At 28.8% G+C, this 19,184-nt stretch carries 22 protein-coding genes and 1 tRNA gene; 9 read left to right on the top strand and 14 right to left on the bottom strand.

The features are described 5' to 3' along the window. Nucleotides 1–3: 3 nt before the first annotated feature. From rsmH to FG904_RS00720, 3 genes are all read right to left on the bottom strand, one after another. Nucleotides 4–906 carry a 16S rRNA (cytosine(1402)-N(4))-methyltransferase RsmH gene (gene rsmH, locus FG904_RS00730; RefSeq protein ID WP_139592026.1) on the bottom strand — a complete coding sequence of 301 codons (903 nt, stop codon included), beginning with the start codon at nt 904–906 and terminating at the stop codon, nt 4–6. Continuing rightward, nucleotides 899–1,345, bottom strand: coding sequence for a division/cell wall cluster transcriptional repressor MraZ (locus tag FG904_RS00725; protein WP_246051810.1), 447 nt, complete (start codon nt 1,343–1,345; stop codon nt 899–901). Before FG904_RS00725 ends, rsmH begins: the two co-directional genes overlap by 8 nt. A gap of 289 nt (nt 1,346–1,634) precedes the next feature. After that, nucleotides 1,635–2,039: a large conductance mechanosensitive channel protein MscL gene (locus FG904_RS00720; protein WP_139592025.1), complete on the bottom strand. Its 405-nt coding sequence runs from the start codon at nt 2,037–2,039 to the stop codon at nt 1,635–1,637. A 219-nt stretch (nt 2,040–2,258) separates the two neighbouring features. Here FG904_RS00720 and FG904_RS00715 point away from each other — a divergent pair, with 219 nt between their 5' ends. The 3 genes from FG904_RS00715 to rpmE all read left to right on the top strand — a co-directional run bounded on the left by FG904_RS00715 (nt 2,259) and on the right by rpmE (nt 4,939). After that, a complete protein-coding gene (locus FG904_RS00715) occupies nt 2,259–3,875 on the top strand; it encodes a hypothetical protein (RefSeq protein WP_139592024.1) in 1,617 nt (538 codons plus the stop codon). A 237-nt stretch (nt 3,876–4,112) separates the two neighbouring features. Further along, entirely contained in the window at nt 4,113–4,712 is a 600-nt protein-coding gene (gene rpsD / locus FG904_RS00710; RefSeq protein WP_139592023.1) for a 30S ribosomal protein S4, read from the top strand. Nucleotides 4,713–4,729: 17 nt separating this feature from the next. Further along, nucleotides 4,730–4,939, top strand: coding sequence for a 50S ribosomal protein L31 (rpmE, locus tag FG904_RS00705; protein ID WP_139592022.1), 210 nt, complete (start codon nt 4,730–4,732; stop codon nt 4,937–4,939). 187 nt (nt 4,940–5,126) lie between these two features. Here rpmE and FG904_RS00700 read toward each other — a convergent pair whose 3' ends face one another. From FG904_RS00700 to FG904_RS00685, 4 genes are read right to left on the bottom strand one after another with little or no spacing between them, the layout of a single operon-like run. Continuing rightward, nucleotides 5,127–6,446: an excinuclease ABC subunit UvrC gene (locus FG904_RS00700; RefSeq protein WP_139592021.1), complete on the bottom strand. Its 1,320-nt coding sequence runs from the start codon at nt 6,444–6,446 to the stop codon at nt 5,127–5,129. A gap of 20 nt (nt 6,447–6,466) precedes the next feature. Beyond that, nucleotides 6,467–6,742, bottom strand: coding sequence for a GIY-YIG nuclease family protein (locus FG904_RS00695; protein ID WP_139592020.1), 276 nt, complete (start codon nt 6,740–6,742; stop codon nt 6,467–6,469). Between the two features lie 60 nt (nt 6,743–6,802). Beyond that, complete coding sequence (locus FG904_RS00690) at nt 6,803–7,393, bottom strand: FMN-dependent NADH-azoreductase (RefSeq protein ID WP_139592019.1); 591 nt, start codon at nt 7,391–7,393, stop codon at nt 6,803–6,805. A 5-nt stretch (nt 7,394–7,398) separates the two neighbouring features. Beyond that, on the bottom strand, nt 7,399–7,989 hold the full coding sequence (locus FG904_RS00685; RefSeq protein WP_139592018.1) for an FMN-dependent NADH-azoreductase: 591 nt from the start codon (nt 7,987–7,989) through the stop codon (nt 7,399–7,401). Nucleotides 7,990–8,207: 218 nt separating this feature from the next. Here FG904_RS00685 and FG904_RS00680 point away from each other — a divergent pair, with 218 nt between their 5' ends. The 4 genes from FG904_RS00680 (at nt 8,208) to FG904_RS00665 (ending at nt 11,674) form a co-directional block, all read left to right on the top strand. Further along, nucleotides 8,208–9,461 carry a DDE-type integrase/transposase/recombinase gene (locus FG904_RS00680; protein ID WP_158290323.1) on the top strand — a complete coding sequence of 418 codons (1,254 nt, stop codon included), beginning with the start codon at nt 8,208–8,210 and terminating at the stop codon, nt 9,459–9,461. Nucleotides 9,462–9,646: 185 nt separating this feature from the next. Continuing rightward, a tRNA-Ser gene (locus tag FG904_RS00675) sits at nt 9,647–9,737 on the top strand. 118 nt (nt 9,738–9,855) lie between these two features. Continuing rightward, nucleotides 9,856–10,566 carry a triose-phosphate isomerase gene (gene tpiA / locus FG904_RS00670; RefSeq protein WP_158290322.1) on the top strand — a complete coding sequence of 237 codons (711 nt, stop codon included), beginning with the start codon at nt 9,856–9,858 and terminating at the stop codon, nt 10,564–10,566. Further along, nucleotides 10,553–11,674 (top strand): DUF2779 domain-containing protein, encoded by a 1,122-nt coding sequence (locus FG904_RS00665; protein ID WP_139592015.1) that lies wholly within the window; start codon nt 10,553–10,555, stop codon nt 11,672–11,674. Before tpiA ends, FG904_RS00665 begins: the two co-directional genes overlap by 14 nt. A 74-nt stretch (nt 11,675–11,748) precedes the next feature. Here the strand turns inward: FG904_RS00665 and FG904_RS03430 are convergent, their stop codons facing one another. Both FG904_RS03430 and obgE read right to left on the bottom strand, forming a co-directional pair. Further along, nucleotides 11,749–11,844 (bottom strand): DUF1967 domain-containing protein, encoded by a 96-nt coding sequence (locus FG904_RS03430; RefSeq protein ID WP_338044337.1) that lies wholly within the window; start codon nt 11,842–11,844, stop codon nt 11,749–11,751. Next, complete coding sequence (obgE, locus tag FG904_RS00660) at nt 11,820–13,022, bottom strand: GTPase ObgE (RefSeq protein ID WP_338044336.1); 1,203 nt, start codon at nt 13,020–13,022, stop codon at nt 11,820–11,822. The genes FG904_RS03430 and obgE overlap by 25 nt, the downstream gene beginning before the upstream one ends. Before the next feature lie 113 nt (nt 13,023–13,135). Here obgE and FG904_RS00655 point away from each other — a divergent pair, with 113 nt between their 5' ends. Both FG904_RS00655 and FG904_RS00650 read left to right on the top strand, forming a co-directional pair. Continuing rightward, nucleotides 13,136–13,996 carry a hypothetical protein gene (locus tag FG904_RS00655; protein WP_139592014.1) on the top strand — a complete coding sequence of 287 codons (861 nt, stop codon included), beginning with the start codon at nt 13,136–13,138 and terminating at the stop codon, nt 13,994–13,996. Further along, the gene (locus FG904_RS00650; RefSeq protein ID WP_338044345.1) at nt 13,993–14,379 is read left to right on the top strand and encodes an HU family DNA-binding protein; all 387 of its coding nucleotides are present in this window, start codon (nt 13,993–13,995) and stop codon (nt 14,377–14,379) included. Before FG904_RS00655 ends, FG904_RS00650 begins: the two co-directional genes overlap by 4 nt. Before the next feature lie 5 nt (nt 14,380–14,384). Here FG904_RS00650 and recU read toward each other — a convergent pair whose 3' ends face one another. The 5 genes from recU to ruvA form a co-directional block, all read right to left on the bottom strand. Beyond that, complete coding sequence (recU, locus tag FG904_RS00645; protein WP_139592012.1) at nt 14,385–14,864, bottom strand: Holliday junction resolvase RecU; 480 nt, start codon at nt 14,862–14,864, stop codon at nt 14,385–14,387. Nucleotides 14,865–14,964: 100 nt separating this feature from the next. Beyond that, nucleotides 14,965–16,260: a protein translocase subunit SecF gene (secF, locus tag FG904_RS03370; RefSeq protein ID WP_246051809.1), complete on the bottom strand. Its 1,296-nt coding sequence runs from the start codon at nt 16,258–16,260 to the stop codon at nt 14,965–14,967. Next, nucleotides 16,242–17,549, bottom strand: a complete 1,308-nt coding sequence (locus FG904_RS03365) for a hypothetical protein (protein WP_246051808.1) — start codon at nt 17,547–17,549, stop codon at nt 16,242–16,244. The genes secF and FG904_RS03365 overlap by 19 nt, the downstream gene beginning before the upstream one ends. A 64-nt stretch (nt 17,550–17,613) precedes the next feature. Beyond that, nucleotides 17,614–18,567, bottom strand: coding sequence for a Holliday junction branch migration DNA helicase RuvB (ruvB, locus tag FG904_RS00635; protein WP_139592011.1), 954 nt, complete (start codon nt 18,565–18,567; stop codon nt 17,614–17,616). After that, the gene (gene ruvA, locus FG904_RS00630) at nt 18,542–19,159 is read right to left on the bottom strand and encodes a Holliday junction branch migration protein RuvA (protein WP_139592010.1); all 618 of its coding nucleotides are present in this window, start codon (nt 19,157–19,159) and stop codon (nt 18,542–18,544) included. Before ruvA ends, ruvB begins: the two co-directional genes overlap by 26 nt. Between the last annotated feature and the right edge of the window lie 25 nt (nt 19,160–19,184).

Raw genomic sequence — 19,184 nt, 5'->3', positions numbered from 1 at the left:
GTTTTATTTCAATTTCTTAATTATTCTTAATTTAGCACTTCTAGATCTTTTATTTTCTAAAAGCTCTTGTTTAGAAGGTTTAACTTGCTTAATTGAATAATTTTTAACTTCTTGAATTGGCATTTTTGATGGAACTTTTGAAGTAGTTATTTCTTTTTGAAGTTCCTTAACCAATTTATCTTCAAGTGAATGGAAAGTGATAATACTCAAAGTTCCATTAACTTCTAATAAATCTAAAGCATCTGTTAGAAGCTGTTTTAATGAATCTAGCTCATTATTTACTTCAATTCGAATCGCTTGAAATATAGCTTTTGCTGGATTTTTTTGACGTAATAATGCTGCTGGATATGCTGATTTTATGACGTCAACTAATTGTAATGTTGTAGTTATAGGGCGTGCTGAGACGATGGCTTTAGCAACTTTCTGGTTGAGTTTTACATCAGCGTAGTCTCAAAAGATTTTTGCCAGTTTTTCTACAGGATATTCGTTGACAACATAATATGCATCTAAGCTTTGACTTTGATCCATTCTCATATCTAAACGTGCATCTTTGTTATAACTAAATCCGCGTTGTGCTTGATCTAATTGTGGTGATGAAACACCTAAATCGGCAATAATACCATTTACTTTAAAGATGCCTAATTGAGCTAGTTTTTGTTTAATATCTTTAAAATCACTTTGAATTAAAGTAAAGTTTCAAGAAATTTGTTCTAGCCTATTTTGTGTTTGAGAAATAGCATAAGAGTCTTTATCAAATCCATATAAATGACCATTAGTCAATTTTGCTAAAATAGCTGATGAATGACCACCCATTCCAATAGTTAAATCTACATAAATCCCTTCTGGATTTATGCCTAATGAATCGATTGTTTCATTTAATAAAACTGAGTAATGTAATTTATTCATTTTTTCCTTGAATTAATTGAGCGATATCAGCGATTGTTTGTGCATCAAATTGAGCCTCAAGCATTTGATATTTTTCTTTTGGTCATAGTTCAACAATTGAACCAACACCAACAAAAACAACTTCTTTAACAATGGATAGTTCTTCGAAAACAGTTTTAGGAATGCTAATACGGCTTTGTGAGTCAAGTTTCATTTCGTAAGTTTTACCAAAAATATATCTAGCAACTACACGAACTTTTGAGTCAAAACGTGATTTGTTTTCAATGTTTTGTTTATATAAATCAAACTCTTGAGCTGAACGAAGTTCAGCATGACCGTCGAAACCAATTGACAGATAAAAAGTTTCACCAAGCTGCTCTTTAAAATTCGGTGGCAAGACTACACGCTTTTTGTCGTCAATACTTCTTGTGTGTGTACCGTACATTCCACTTCCTCCCACTATCCACCATTATTTTACAATAATTTATTAACAAAAATTTTGTAAATTAACAAATTTATTTAAATTTATTTTTGTTGCATATTGTTCCAGAACATTAGCTAAATTATGAAAATATTTTTCAGATAAAGTTAAACCTAATTTTTATTTATAAAAATTAGTAATTTTACAAGATAAAATTTTGATACAAAAATATTTTTATTTGCTTAAATTCTCAAAAAAGCAAACAAAAAAATCGCTGACAAGGCGATTTTTTATTTTTTACTGACACTTTCTCCTGAAAAGTGTAGTTTTATTTTTCTGATTTCATTGATTGGTTTAATTCTTTTAGTTCTGCTAAAATTAGCTCTTCTGTTGTAGGAACAACTGGAGCTGGTTCAGCAACAACGACAGGTTTTCTTGATTCTTTGTAGTTTTTAATCATGAAGTATGTAATCATAATAGCAAATAAAACTAATGAAACAATAATGAAGTTAATTACTGTTCCTAAGAATTTACCTACTAACATTCCTCCAACTTCTCAGTCATTTAAGCTTTGAGCTCCGAAGGCTTTTGAAATAGCACTCATGATAATGTCGTTTGCTAGAGATGAAACAACAGCGTTGAATACAACCCCAAATAAGAAACCAACCGCTAATAATAAGATATTTCCTTTTTTAAAGAAATTCTTTGCATCATTTAGTGATTTTTTAAACATGGACTTTATTATATCAGAAATATTTTTATAACACAACATAAATATTGTTATTCCATGTATGGTGGAATTTTAATTTGTGCAACTAAACACTTCTTATAAATTACTATATTACTCAGCAGTAAAAAAGTTATTGAATAAAGTATAATTAAGTTAGCCAAAAAATCTTACATAAGAAGGCTATGAAAAGAAAGGACAAAATACAAAGTATTTTGATTTATTATGAAAAAAAGATTTACAAAATTATTAATTGCAGTTTCTGCAGTTATTCCGGTTGCAGTTTCATTAGCTGCTATTTCATGTAAGAAAACAGTAAATAAAGAAAACACAAGCAGAAATGGAGTTGAAAATTCTGAAGTTAAACAACAATTTTCAGTTAATGCTGAAACTTTAAAAGGTTTCGGCGCTAAAGTGTCAGGTAACATTGGAACAAGATTCCAAGTAGCCAATATTTTAAGAGGTGCTTTAAATGTAAGTTCAGAAAATGTATTTTCAGACGCATCAACTGACACAGGAATTTCAGCTCTTTTAAATAAATATGTAGCAGGTAACGACACACGTGTTGCTAAATATAATGAATTTAAATCACAATTTGGTGCTAAATTAGGTGCTTTATTGAACTTTATGGGTTCAGCAGAATTAACAAGTAAAGTGCAAAGCAATACAGCCGAAGCTAATGATTATCTATCAGCTAGAACCAAATTTAATGAAAAAGCAAAAGAATTTTTAATGTACTTAGTAGATTTTGCTAAAGCTGTTGAATTAAGTGATTTTGCTGACAGTGTTTTAACTGAACAAAACAAATATGACTATCATTACTATGTTTCTCAAGCAGTTTCAAACGTAGGCGAAGGAACAATTTATTCTTTATTTGGTGCTTATAAAACTCTATTTGCACCAAAATCAGAAAGTTCAGCAAATGATTTAGCTAGATTTTTAGAAGCTAATGCAGGAAACTTAAAAGGTAGATATGCAAATAATTTAGAAGCTTCAGCTGCGTCAAAATCAATGATGCAACTAGTTCAAATGTTTTCATTAATTGCTAATAGAATGGACCTATTAATTGCTTCACGTGAATACGTACAAAGATTATCAGCAGATCAAGAACAACAAAAATTAAACAAAGTAAATGAATTATTAGCATCAAACTACAACAACATTAAGACAAGAATTGATGCATTTAAAGGTGCTTTAGCAAGTACAAACGCAAGTTATCAAGTTCTAAAATCATTAAATGATAAACTTGCTGAAAACTCAGATTTATCAACAAAAATTAATGCTCTTAAAGCTATGGAAGGTTATGACACTACACATGCTAAAACTAAAGCTCTTGTAGATGCTACTTTAGCTTTAAGTACAGGTTTAAAAGATAAACCAGCCCAAGATAATGCAGCTGCACAAGCCGGTTTATTATCAGCTTATGCAAACCTAGTTTCAGCTAGTCAATTACAATATGAACAAAGTGCTAATTTAAATGATTTTATGAAGTATTTTGATGCTACAGCTGCTACATGAAGAGATGGTTTAACAGCGTTTCAAGCTTCTAGTTCATTAAAAGATTTAGTCAAGACAGTCAAAGATGCTTACACTGCTTTAAAAGCAGACGAATCATCATTAAACGATAATCAAAGAGCTCTTTTAGAAGCAACAAAAACTCTTGCAGATACAAACTTTGATCAATTATTTAACGTTCAACCAGCATTTAATGCTAATTCAACACTAAACTTAAATCATCAAGTACGTAATTTAACTTCATATTTACAATACACAGTTGCAAATGTTTTACAAGGTTATAAAACTTCAGATGAAGCAGAAGTTTTAAATCCATTAGTTGGATAATTTTATAAAACCCTTATTTTTAGGGGTTTTTCTGTTTAAAAATATTAAATAATAATATTATTATTTAACTGCGAATTTGATAAAATAAATAAGCATAAACAGCAGTTTGTTATGATTAAAAATAAATTCGACATTTAAATATTTTGCTAGTAGGGGAGCTGCTAAACGCCGAAAGCATTAAGTTGAATTTTATTTAATTAGAAACAAGCCCTCGTGCTTTATGCAGAAAGAGGAAACATGTCAAGATATACTGGACCAGTGTTTAAAAAATCACGTCGTTTAGGATTCTCAATTCTTGAAACAGGAAAAGAGTTTGCTAAAGGTAAAAAAAGAACTTACGCACCTGGACAACACGGAAATAAAAGAGTTAAACTATCAGAATACGGATTACACCTATATGAAAAACAAAAAGTTAAATACTTATTTGGTGTAAGCGAAAAACAATTAAGAAAAGTGTTCCAAAAAGCAGTTAAAGCTAAAGGGATTACAGGGACAAACTTACTACAATTATTAGAAGTTCGTCTAGATAACTTAGTTTACAGAGCTGGATTTGCTACAACAAGAAGACAAGCTCGTCAACTAGTTAACCACAACCACTTTACAGTAGATGGTAAAAAAGCTAACATCCCTTCAATGTCAATTTCATTAGGTTCAACGGTTGAACTAAAAGAAAAATCAAGAACAAACAAGCAAATTGCTGAAGCTCTAGAAGCTAAAGCTCCAGCAGCATGATTAACAAGAAAAGACTTCTCATTTAAATTAGATCGTTTACCTGAAAGAAACGAAATTCACTCAGAAATCAAGGACGCTCTAGTTGTTGAGTTCTACTCAAAATAGTTAGGTAGGAAGAAATTATGAAACAAAATATTCACCCACAATATCATGAAGTTAAAGTTTCTTGTTCAACATGTAACAAAGAATATGCATTCAAATCTACAAGAAATGCATTTACAGTTGACGTTTGTTCAGGATGCCACCCTGCTTACACAGGGACAAGAGCTACAATTAAAGCTACTGGAAGAATCGATAGATTTAACAAAAGATTGCAACAAAAAAAACAATAATTATTTAATAAATTTAAATTGAATATATTATAATTATTGTGTAATATTTAAATAGTTTTATACTAGAAAAATGTTCAATTTTATATCCAAAATTTACAAAAACAAGCACTTTTGTGCTTGTTTTTATTTTTTCCCACATTTTTAATTAAGCAAAAATTGACAATAAAAATTCACTAAATATAGTGAATTATGATGCTTTAAATGTTCCTTTCCGCTTATTGAATTTCATGGCATTTTTTGCAAATTTATCTATCTCTTCTTGCATTCTAAACAACATTAGTTTTAATGATGCATCTATTTGGATGATATTACCTTGATCATCAATTAATTTTTCAGTTTTATGCATGTCATTTTTGACTAAACCAAAAACGGAAACATCATTGTAACCTTCTTCTTTTAAAGCTATTTTGATTTGATTAATTTGTTGGAGTGAACCATCAGCTATAAACACATGATTAGCAGTTAATTTAAAATCATTTTTCTTTAAAAAGCTTAAGTATTGACTTGCTGTAGCATACATTTGCATGTTGTCGCCTTTTTTATCTAAGAAACTTAGATATTGATCGTTTTTAAAAGATTTAGACAACTTGTCATTTAATCCGTTTGATGAATAACATTGAACGGCACCTGAATAATATTTTTGACCGCTTGTGTCAAAAGAGTTGTCTAAAATAAATAAATAACGGATAAAATCCTTATTTAGTGCATTTTGCAGCTTGCCTCAATTAATTAAAAACTGAGTTTTAACATTATATGAATTATTCAAGTTGGCTTTCAGTTCTTTTTCATGATAAATTTTAGTTGAAACTAACAAATCTTTTAAAGCACCTTTTTGCGGATAATGGACTAATTTTAGAATTTGTGAATCAATCATCAGTTCAACATCGTTTACATAACTAATTAAAATATTTTTAGGTAGTCTATGATTTAAATAAAAATTCTGAATGTAATTTGAAATAATTTCATCTGAAATTTCCAGCTGATTTAATATTTCTAATTCATATTTATACTGTACTCCATCAGTATAATTTACTACTGATGCTGATAAACCGATTTGCATTTGATTATCATCATATATAGGAATAAACGAAAATACATCAATTGAACCATATTTGATTAAATTTAAATGATGCATGTTTTGTTTTCAAATGTCATATTGCTTTAAGACATTATCAATAACCGCACATTCCTCAAAAGCAGAGATAGAAATTAAAAACTCTAATAAATTATTTAAATCTTTAATGAATTCAGGATTGTTAAATTTGAAAATATTTGCTATTTTTTTCATGACTTCATGTGCTTGCTCTATGTTGGTAAAAACTTTTGGTTTTGCTTGGTCAATGCAGTAAAGTCTTTGTATATATTTAGCGAAATCATCTGTTATTTTGCTTTGCGAAAAAGGTCCGAAATATTGAACATTCTTTGGATTGCCTTTTTTGACATTGCTTTCATAAACCCTTTTGACAGTAATAATATTTTTTGAGTTTAATTCTGCCTTAATATACATATAACGCTTAGATGAATCGACTAGTGCAATGTTATATTTGGGTTGATATTTTGGATCAGTTCTTTTTCTTTTATTAAAGCTAAATCTTCATCATCTGTGTAATAAACTTTATAATCAATTATTTCAGATACCATTTTTGGTATTTTATACGAATGATAATTTCCGGTAGCATATTGTTTTAGTCGATTACGTAAGTTTTTAGCCTTACCTACATAAATAACTTCACCATTTTGATTAATTCAATTATAAACACCTGGTCCTGTTGATTCTTTTTTAATTCTTTCTCTTCAGTTCATGTTTGTCCTAGTAATTAAATTATATTAAAAACACCATAGTATTTATGGTGTTTTCGGCTTCTAGATTGATTGTATAATTTTATCAACTTGATTTTCAAATAATTTAACGCTTTCTTGCATTGTTAAATCAGAATGCGGTGACAGTGATGTACCAAAGCATTTAATTACTTCAAAATCCTTAACACCTAAAAATGTTAAAGCTGATTTTAATCAATCGACATGACTTTGACCGAATGTTGCACCTTCTGGCGAACCTTGTGTTCCAACAATAACAACTTTTAAGTTGTCTAAATAACCAACCGGCATTCCATTTGTTGAATTTTTATAACTGAAAGTTTTTTCAGCAATCGCTATTGAATCAATAAAGTTTTTTACTACAGTAGCAGGCCCAAAGTTAACCATTGGCATACCAATTACTAAAACATTAGATGATTTTAATAAATCAATTCATTTGTCAGATTCTATATCATTATAATAAGTTGAAATATTATCTGCTGATAAAACTGTTTTGCTATGAGTTTTATTTAGGTCATACCTTTCAACCAAATGACCTCTTGAAGTCAATTTGTTTTCAATTAAGTTTAAGATATTGTGTGAATATGAATTTTGATTTGAAATAATATAACTATCTAATAAAATTACTTTTTTCATTTTCTCTAAATACTTTCTACAATTTTATTAATCTTTTCTTCGATTAACTGTGGTGTATCTTGAGGCGAAGTTTCGCTCAATGGTGCTACTTTAGTTCCAAAGTGTCTTAATACTTCCACTTCTTTTACACCTAGGAATTTGAATGTACCTTCTAGTCATGAAACATGATTACCTCATGTATATCAACCTTCCGGAGCACCTTGAGAAGCTACGATAACAACTTTTAAATTAGTTAAGAAGCCAATAGCATCACCTTTTTTAGAATATTTATAACTAAATGTTTTGTTTGCTACTGAAATAGAATCGATAAAGTTTTTCACAACAGCTGTTGGACCAAAGTTAATCATTGGCATTGTAATAACTAGTGTATCAGTCTCTTTTAGTAAATTAATTCATTTATCTGAATCAATTTCTTGATAATAAGCAGGGAAATTCTTGCTTGTTAAAAATGTGTGGCCGTGAGTTTCGTTTAAGTCATACTTAGTTACATCATAACCTTTGGCTTTGACTTTTTGCTCAATACTTGCCAAAATATTGTGTGTATATGAAACTGAATCTGCTACCAAATGGCTATCTAATAAAAGTACTTTTTTCATATAACCTCCTTGAAGTTACAAAATTTGATTAAAGTATTAAAATTATAATAGTTTTTAGGAAAAAAGTTAAATTTTGCTGGTTTTTTAGTGGTTTTATTAAACTTTTGTAAAAAAATCAAATTTATTGACTAAAAGTAAATCTGCATAAATTGCAGGATTGTAAACTAGTAGAAAAAATTATGTACACATTCATTCATTAAGAAGGGATGTGTTTTTATATGTCACAAAAACAATTTACATTAGAGGAAAAACTAAAATACATAAAACTAAATGAACAATTCGGGCTAGCGTTTGCATCAAAAACTTTTGCAGATGAATATTGACAACAAAGATATAAATCAAAAGGAAAAACTAAATTAATAATTTATCGTTATGGCTGAATACTTATTAGAAACTGGACAAAACTTTATAATATAGACATTATGTTATTGAAATCAAAAACAGGTAAATCGAAAAAGAATAATTCTTCCAAATCAAAAAAGATGACACTTAACGATTTAGGTGAAAACGAAAGAAATGCTTATCAATGAATAGTTGAAAAAATATTCGAAGATCACGGAATCAAAAAATCTGAAATATTAAAGCGATTAAAAGAATATCAAGAAAAAGATTTTAAATCAATAAACATTAAACAAATGTCAGATATTTTTGGATTTTCAAGAAGCTTATTTTATAACAACTATCAAAAGAAAACCAAGAAAGATCCAACTGAAAAATATTTAGATAAAAAATTGATGAATTGAATTCTGAACGAAGCACAAAAGTCAGGTGAAGTCATTGGCAGAGACAAACTTTATCATAAGTATTTAAGCACTAAACGTAAAAAAGTGTCTTCTTATGTATTTTGAATAAATTATCTAAAAACAGGTTATAAATCTAAAGCTTACACAAATAAGAAAACAAATAAAATTCCAAAAGAAGATAAGTTTAAAAAAGTCTGAACAGAAGACTTGATAGCTGGTGATTTTTCATCAAGTTATTTTGGCGAAAAACTTCATGCAGATATTAAGTTTGTAAAAGTCGATAACAAATGAAAATATTTACATGTTATTACAGAAACTTTTTCTAATTCTGTTTTAAGTTGAACATTGTCTGACGATAGAACTGCTCAATCAACTATAAATCTTTTGAAAAGTACTTTAGATAAGTACGGTTTTAGTCCGCGAATTTTTCACAGTGATCATGGTATTGAATACGCAAATTATGAATTAAAAGAATTTCTGGAGTCTCACAGTATTAAGCAATCAATGTCACCTAAAGGAAATTCATTAGCAAACAGACCATCTGAGTATTTATTTTCTATTTTTCAACGAGAACTTTTTGATTTCTACAATACTTCAGAAATGACATTTTCAAAAGTGTATAATTTGATTAACAATTTCGTTAGTTGATACAACAGCGAAAGACCACAATCAAATTTAGAATATAAAACGCCATATGCCATTAATAAGCATATAGCGTTATGTGTATAAATTTTTTCTACTAATATATAAATTGCAGGATTGTGCAAAAAGTTCCATATAATTTTGAATTAAACAAAATTGTTCTTTGAATTTAATTAAAATAATTAAAATAGTGTTGTAGCGCTATTGAATAAAAATTACAGAATTTGATTGGTTACATCTTAAAACTGTGATAGAATTTAATAGTTATATATGGGGTAGTACTCAAGAGGCTGAAGAGGTGGTCCTGCTAAGACTATAGGCGAGGCAACTCGCGCAGCGGTTCGAATCCGCTCTATCCCGCCAGGAATTAAATAGACACTATTTTGTATAATAGTGCTTTTTTTATATTATGTGTTATTATTAACACATTTTGATAAGAAGGGTTTTTATGTCATCTAAAATAATTATTGGAAATTGAAAAATGAATAAAACCTATTCTGAATCAAAAGCATTTTTATCTGATTTTTTAAAGTTATATCAAGAAAATAACTTGCAAAAAAAGATAAGCACTGAATTTGGAATAGCAAATTCTTATACTAATTTAAGTTTATTCCAAGACTTAAAAATTCCTAATTTCTTGTCCTGTGCTCAAGATCTTTCAATAAACTCAAAGGGTTCATTTACGGGCGAAATTGGAGCCGAGTTGCTTAGTGATCTAAACGTGAAATATATAATTTTAGGTCACAATGAGCGTAGAAGATATCATGCAGAAACATGCGAGCTAGTTAATCAAAAAGTTAAAATAGCTCTAAGAAATAAGATAACCCCAATTATTTGTGTCGGAGAAACACTATCTGAATATAATAATAATTTGACAAAACAAGTCATTTTGAGTCAAATAAAGAAAGCCACAAAAGATGTACCGCTAAATGAAGTACTAATAGCTTATGAGCCAATCTGAGCTACTGGTACAGGTCATTCAGCATCAAAAGAGTTTATAATTCAAATTACAAAGTTAATTAAGGAAACAACCCATAATCAAAGCAAAGTTCTATATGGGGGCAGTGTAAATCTAAGTAATATTAAGCTTTTTAGTGAGATTTCTGATGTTGATGGTTTCTTAGTCGGAAACGCTTCATTAGATGCACAGCAATTTGTAGAAATGATTAAAATTTGTAATGAAAACCATTAAAAAAACGGAAGTTTTTATTGATTTTGAAGCTATTTCACATAATTTTATTACACATATTAAATCGGTTTTAAAGACTGATATACCTTATACTGATATTCCATACAACTATACTGTAGCCGTTTTAAAAAACGATGAAGTAATTCATAAAAGTTATATTGCTGATTTTTCAAATTTTAATATTGATAATTTAATTCAACAAATCAGAAATAAACTTATTGAAGATATTAGTGAAATTACAGAACTGAATTTAACACCAAACAACATTAAAAACCACATAACCTTTGTTGGTTGAAATCCTGACTTAGAAACATATGCTTTAAAAATTTTTTTCGGTGTTAAGTGTAAGGATTTAGTCAAATTAAAACTCAAAAAGATTAAATACCCTATTAACCCAAGGGCACAATGGTCTTTAAAAAATGTTTTTTTAAGCTTAGAATCTGAAAATTATTTTCAGCAATGCTTATCAAACAAGGTAATTGGGCGTTATATACGCTCATATATTAATTATAAAAATGAGCCCGTTTTGGCTCCTGGTCGTTTAGCAGCTGGATTTGGTTTAATTTTAGTTTTAATGGAAAATGGCATGCTAACCAAAAAGCTACCAGAATTAACTAATCAGCACAAGCAAATAATAATCAACGAAATTATTTCTTACAACAAAGCTGATGTGTTTAAAATGTTTTTATTTGTTGAAAATAAAGATGATTTTTACCAAATGTATCAGCAAGTTGAAACAATTATTTTGCAAAAAAGCAAAATAAAAGGTGCTATTGCTAAGCTTCAAAATCACCAATATATATTAGAAAATTTACAAGAACTCACAACTCATGTTATTCAAAGTGATGACGTGAAAAGTATTAGAAACTTTTTTAATAAAGTTATAAGTATCATCAAATTATTAAACATTACTGAAGATGATATTCATGCAGAAACAACAGATGAAACAACTGTTATGAACCGTTCAATTCTATCTAACGTTCTAGCGCTTAAAACATTAGAATTACAAGAAGCAAAAAATTTTGATGCAGTTGTTTCAAAATGTCAAAAAATCATTTTTGACACCAATAAATTAACACTAGAAAAAACAAAACTTAAAGGTATATTCTAGTTGTAAAAATAAATGTGATAACAAAAAGAGCAATAAATAAATTTCTTTATTTATTGCTTCTTTTTTATTCCAAATTAATTTTCATTAGTTCATTCAAATTCAAATCCGTAAATTGTAACTACATCTCCAACTTGAATTCCACGTTCTACCAAATCTTTTCAAACACCCATTTTTTCAAGATGTTGTTGAATCTAATCAAATTATCAAATGTATTAACCGGAATTTTATTATATAGTTCCAGTATTTTTTTACCGCTTATATCTCAATGACCTTTAAATATGTTTTTAATTACATAATCAGGTTCAAATTCAATAACTTTTACCTCATTGTCATCTTCTTCTTCGACAGTTTCTATATCATTTGCAGAAATCAATTCTCATAAAGCATCTTTTACAGGTTCTAAGTTCTCATGTAATATTGCGGAAATCGAAACCACTTTTAAGTCAGGATAAGTAACTTTAAACTCTTGTAAATGTTTTTCAAAATCAGGCAAGTCCATTTTGTTAGCAATTACTAATCTTTTCTTTTGCTCTAATTTTAGGTTATAAGACTTTAGCTCATTATTGATTAATTCATAATCCTTAATTGGATCTTTTTCAGGATCACCAAAATCAATTATATGTGCAATAACTCTACAACGTTCAATATGTTTTAGGAATTGAATTCCTAATCCTTTTCCTAATGAAGCGCCTTCGATTAATCCAGGTAGATCAGCTATTGTAAATGAATTGTCATGGTATGAAACCATACCTAATTGTGGAACTAATGTGGTGAATTCATAATCAGCAACTTTAGCTTTAGCATTTGATAAAGCATTTAAAAATGTGGATTTACCTGCCGATGGTTTTCCAACAACACCGACATCAGATAAGATTTTTAATACTATTTGTGCTTCATATTTTTCTCCGGGCATTCCATTTTCAGAAATTCTAGGAGCAGTGTTTTTGGCTGTTTTAAATTTATTATTACCACGTCCACCTTTTCCGCCAGCAGCTACTAAATATGGTTTGTCAGCTTCAATTACATCAGCAATCAATTTATTGTTTTTTGTGTTGTAAACTAATGTTCCAACAGGAACTTTAACATATGTATCTTCTGCATTAGCACCATATAAATTTTTTGGTCCACCATTTACTCCGTCTTTAGCCTTGATTATTTTGCTTTTGTAAAGTGAAAGTAAAGTGTTTTTTCCATTATCACCAACAAAATAAATGTGACCACCACGACCACCATCACCACCGTCTGGACCACCTTTATCAACGTGTGCTTCTCTACGGAATGAAATCATTCCGTTTCCACCTTTTCCTGCTTGTAATTCAATTTTTATCTCATCAATGAATTTAGCCATTTTGACCTCCTATTATTTCATTTTTTCCCACATTTAATAGACTTAATAAGGTAAATTTACTATAATTTTACATTAATCTAAGTACATAATATAAATTATTTTATAATAAAGGCGTGAAGGAACCGATTCAAATATATGATAAGCAAAAAACTAAAATTATAGAGTATCTTTATAAAAATAACGCTCTAAAAAACGTGCTTATTATTTCTCTAATTGAGAACACAAAATTCACTAGTTATGCCAACGATAAGCCTGGTGAGCCTAAACTATTTATAGATTTTAAAGAAGATAAAATCGTATCAATTTATGTTCTTGTGGGTAAAATTTTAACAATTTATTCATTAGTCCCAATTAACAGATTGTTTTTGTACAAATTAATAAAATTTAACATCCCCAGAATTTATATTTATGAAAATAAAATAGCAAAAGAAATGGAGCATGTTTTGTCATACATGTACAATCTATGAATTGATTTTAATAAAAGAGATATTCTACTTCTTGAAGAACAGCATTACTACCCAGGGTCATTGCTAAACCAATTTGAAAAGATTGATAAAAACAACTTAAAACACGTGTTAAAAATAAAGAATGCTACTTTGAATAATGTTGATGACAAATATCAAGTAGAACCTTATGATTTACAAACGTTGAAAAATGATTTTAAAAGAGGCGTTATTAATGGTTATCTGTCAAAAGATCAAAAAGGCAACTATCATGCTTTATCAACCGAAGTTTCAAAAGTTAAAAACTTTGTCAATATTTCAGCAGAATGGGTTGGTGAATTGGATATTAATAAGTCTGAATTTTTATGCACCGCTATTTCTAAGTTATCAAGCGAACTACTTGCGAAGGATATGAAACCCATAATTATCCCAGACAATGAAATGATAGAAGCAGCCTGTTGCTATATAGGTTTTAGAAAAATTAAATCTTTCACAATGGCTGTAACACATTTAGATTTTAAAATTGAATAAATGAACTTTTATTTCCTATTTTCAGGCTTAAAAATTTATTTTATTATATAATAAAGATATACTTAAATTTAAGGAGCAACACAATAATGACAAAAAAAGAATTCTTAACAGAAGTTGCGGATAGAACAGAATTATCACCAAAAGATGTTGAAACAGTTTTTGATGCAATGGTTTTCGTATTAAAAGAACAACTAATTATGGAAGATAAAGTTAGATTATCACAATTGGGAATTTTTTCAACAACTGTAAAACCTGCTCGTACAATGGTGAATAAATTTAAAAAATCAGAAGAAGATTCAGATTACATCGAAATCCCACAAAAAAGAGTTGTTAAATGAACACCTTCTAAATACTTAAAAGAATTAGTTGATTTCAAAGCTTAATCTCACTATACAATATCTAAATATCCTGGAAATTCAAGACTTAGAGGTCTTGAATTTTCTTTTACCGTCAGATATTTTAATGACTTATTTTGTTTATAATGTTCCTTAATTAACTCAACTGATACTTTATAAAACTCATTATACAAACTAAAATAAACGACAACAAAAGCTATACCACCATTATTATGTATTAAATTTAAATAATCTATTTGATGCTCCTTAAAATTAGACATTGGAAGATTGTCTAAGTTTGTAGTTTTTGCTTCAAAACAAATAAATTTAGATTTATACATTCCAATGTAATCCACAGTTGATTTATGGTGTTTAAATTTGCTAATTACTTGATTATCTGTTGTTTTATTGAAACTGATTATTGAAATAGGAATAGATTTCTTTTCGATAAATGCAATTTCATTTTCTCATAAAACCCTGATGGTTCTGTTTAAAATTTTTTCTAAAAACATTCCTTTATTCTTTTGGTTCATACCTTTATGATACACATAATTTTTTAAAAAAGAAAAAAGAGAACTAACAAAAAACTTTAGTCCTCTTTTTCCTGTTTTTTATGGAAATTTTCTGGAAAGATTAAACATAATCATTTATTCCATTAAAAGTTTGTTCGTCTGGTTTATTTATATTTCAGAAACCATTATTGGCTCTTTTTTCAATTCCACGTTGACGGATTAATTCAAGTTTTGCTCAAACTCATGAACAAATAAATACTGATGAATAAACTCCAATTGAAATTCCGAACAACATAACGATATTAAATGAGAAATTAGTTGCATCGTAAAATGCCAATAAAACTAAAATGGCTACAATTGTAGTTCCTGAAGTGTATAAACTTCTTTTTAGTGTTTCTGCAATTGATGAGTTTACAATTGATTTAATATCTTCTTGTCTTAATATTCTGTTTGGATATTTTGTTTTGATTGTTTCTCTGATTTTGTCAAATGTAACAACAGTGTCATTAATACTTAGACCTAAGATTGAAAGCATTGCGGCAATAATGATTGCTGAAACTTGTAATCTTGCGATTACAATAAATGCTAAAACCATTAAAAAGTCATGTAATAAACCAATAATAGCTGCAATAGAATAAGTTCAATTCATTCTTAGCAGTAAATAAACAACTATTCCGATAAAACTTAAACCTACTGCCAACATTGAATTAAGCACTAATTTTGACGCTTCAGAAGTTGATATGGTGTAATTTATAACTTTTAACTGCGCATCAATCGATCTAACAAATTCAGAAATTTGCTGAGTTTGTTCGGGCGAAATTTCTTGTGAAGTTTTTAGAATGATAGCTCAATTATCACTTGTTGAGCTAATTTTGCTCATACTTAACACCGAGTCTGCATCTTTAATATTTAGTGTTGTCGCATTGTTTTTTAGTTGATTTAAAATATTTTGCGCTTCATTTTGTGAAAGATATGAACTAGGATCAGCACTAATATTGATATTTGTCCCACCTGAAAATTCTAATGATCGATTAAATCCGGCTCAAGCATCACTTTGAGCTCCAGAAATTGAACCAAACACTATTAATCCAATTATGATGAATGCAAGCGAACCAACTGCAAAATATTTAGCTTGTTTTAAGAAATCATTTCTTTCTACAAATCCACCTAATTTTGTTTGATTTAAAATGTATTTTTTACGAACACCTAATAAATATAATCGGTTTTCAAATAATTCCGAATTAACTAATAATGTCGCTAAAAATCTTGAGAAAACTAGCATAACTAAAAGCGTGAATAAGATAGATAAAATTAAAGTTATACTAAATCCTCTAACATCTTTCGTACCAAAGTAAAATAAGATAAATCCAACAATTATAGTTGTAACGTTAGCATCAATTATGGATGATATTGACATCCGGTTGGCATTACGATATGATTTTTGAGAGCGTCGCCACTATACATCTCACGTTTTAACCGTTCATAAGTAATAACGTTGGCATCAACACTGATCCCAATACCTATAATTAAAGCCGCAATTGTTGCTGGTGAATATTCACCTCTTAGAACTGTAAAAATTAACAAGGTTAAAAAGATATATAAAGCAATTGAAATTGTACTTAATACACCCAATAGCCCATAGTTAACAATCATAAAGAATGAAATGATTATAAAAATTACAACTCCAGCTAACATAGCGTAGTAAAATGCTGAGTTATTTAAGCTTTGATCTAAATAAATGTTTGATAAAACTTTTAATTCGTAGTTGCTTAAACCGAAATTAATTTTGTTAGCTAATTCTGTCGAAGTAGCTGCTGTAAAGTTTCCTGAAATTTGAATATTTGCTTGATTAAGTGGTGCTGAAACTTGTGCATCACTAATTAAAAATTGACTTGCATCAAATTGATACTTTTTCAATTCATTAGCTTTTCTTTCTTGCTGACCAAATTGATTAGTAACAGTTGTGTAAGGAGAGTTGTTGACATGAATAAAGTTTCATAAGTTCTCATTAGCTTGTTTTCAGTCTTCTGGAAATTCAGTTTTAGCTAAGTGAATTAACTTTTCAATGTTTAATCACATTAAAATTCTGTTTTGTCCAGCAGGTTTTTCTGAAACATACTTTGTAGCTTTTGTTCATTCAACAACTGCATCAGGTTGTAGAGTTAATTCAACAATGTATTGACCTGATGATTGATTAGCTGTTGCTTTAGCTGAATCAGCTTTGAATGGAGGAATTCAGTTTGTTGAATTTCCTTTTTCTAATGAACCATCTTCAGTGAATATGCCATCATAAAACAATGGTCTTAATTCAGCATCAGTTATGGTTAAAATTGGTTTATCAACAATTTCATTTTCAAAAGCGATTCGCTGCGAGTCTGTTATTTGACCACTTTTGGTAATCCTGATTTTCCCATCACCTTCTGATGAAATGGAAATTCCGTTTAATCCGGTACCACCAGTTAGACGGTTAAATAATGACTTATTAACTTGTTCAGTTAATGTTTTATCAGCATTTTTTTGATCTTGCTTAACTTGAATTAAAACTTCTATTCCACCACCATAATCAAGCGATTTGTTAACATTTTTAGAAACGTAAAATACACTTCCAAAAACTATCACCATTAAGGCAGAAAAAATAGTAATAAATCCAATGATAAAACGTTTAAAGTTTGTTATTTTTAAAAACTCTTTTATCCTATTTTTCATACTATATCAATTTTACCAAAATCAAATTAAAACAGCTTGAAAAAATCAATAATATACACTAAGTTTAGGCTAAAATTTTTTGTTTAATTAAGTAATCAATTCCCTTTGACGTGATTTGACGACCTTTTGAAGTTTTATGAATTAATTTAAGAAATAGTAAGACTGGTTCAATTTCATTGACTATCGTTTCTTTAGTGTGCAATAATAATCCGGTTATTGTATCTAAAGAAACAAACCGCTCATCAAATCCATCTTTTAAGGTTTCTAAGTATTCAATATGGTCTTTAGTCAGACCATGTTCATAAAGATCTAGATATTTAAAAGTCTTTTTAATAGTTTTCTTGGTTATATTGCCTTGATTTTGCGCTATAGCAAAATCATTAACTCTAGCAATAAGATGATTTGCCAGTCTAGGTGTTTGTCTAGAATAGTTAGCAATTAATTTTTGATGCTCATTTTCTAGGTTTATTTCCATTTTTTGACAAGTATTATTGATGATTTTTAAAATGTCTTGGTCAGTGTAATTAACCAATCTGGCAACATATCCAAAACGGTCTTTTAACGGCTGTGGTATTTCGTTTAGCTTAGTAGTAGCTGCTATTAAAGTAAATGGTTTGAGTTTCATTCTCATAGCTCTGCTGTTTCCGTCTGCTCCTACTATTAAGTCAAAAACAAAATCTTCCATAGCGTTATATAAAAATTCAACAACTGTTTTATTAATGCTATGAATTTCATCAATAAAAACAATATCATTTTCATTTATGACTGATAAAACACTAATTAAATCAGCTTTTTTATCGATGTTTGCGCCTTGAATGTAGTGGATTTTGGAATTAAGCTCATTAGCAACTATAGTCGCTAAGGTTGTTTTACCCATACCAGGCATTCCATAAAGCAGTATGTGATCAAGTGGTTTATTTTGAATTTTAGAACTTTCAATCATTGCCGAAACAGTTTTAACTAGTTTCGGCTGACCTATGAATTCTTGAAAATTACGCGGTCTGAGTTCTAGTTGCATTTTCACTCGCTTGTGTTGCTATGATTTTAATGCTTTCTTCAATTAAGTCATCAACATTGTTAAATTGCATTTGACTACTTCTGATTTGTTTTAGGGCATAATCAACTTGATTTTTCTTAAACCCTAATTGCAATAATGCGTCAGATGCATCATTTTGATTTTGAAACTTGCTATTATCTTTTTGTGCATGATTTGAATAAATTTTGCTTCATTTTTCTTGCAGTTGAACTGAAATTAAATTAGCCATTTTTTCTGTGACTAATGGGATTTTAGTTAATTCTAACACATTGTCTGTGGCTATTAATTCTGCTATATATTCTCAACCTTTATCTAATAAATTTAAAGCTATTCTTGGGCCTATTTTCTCAATTGATATAAGATCGATAAATAAAAGCCTCTCTTTAAAATCTTTGAATCCATAGCTATTTTGTGAATATTCTGTTCGATAATTGAAGATAAATAATTTAGTTTTTTGTCCCACCTCGAAGCGTTCTTCACATGGAACAGTGAATAAGTATCCTTCACCTTTTGACTCCAATATAATGTTTGATTTGTTTTTGTGAACTATTTCACCAATTAAATAAATTTTCATTTTTCCTCCATTTAATAAATAAGAA

The organism is Mycoplasma nasistruthionis, from assembly GCF_006228185.1.
GTDB lineage: Bacteria > Bacillota_I > Bacilli_A > Mycoplasmatales > Metamycoplasmataceae > Mycoplasmopsis > Mycoplasmopsis nasistruthionis.
The sequence above is the reverse complement of the archived record's forward strand: the minus strand, read 5'-3'. Positions and strand labels throughout refer to the sequence as shown.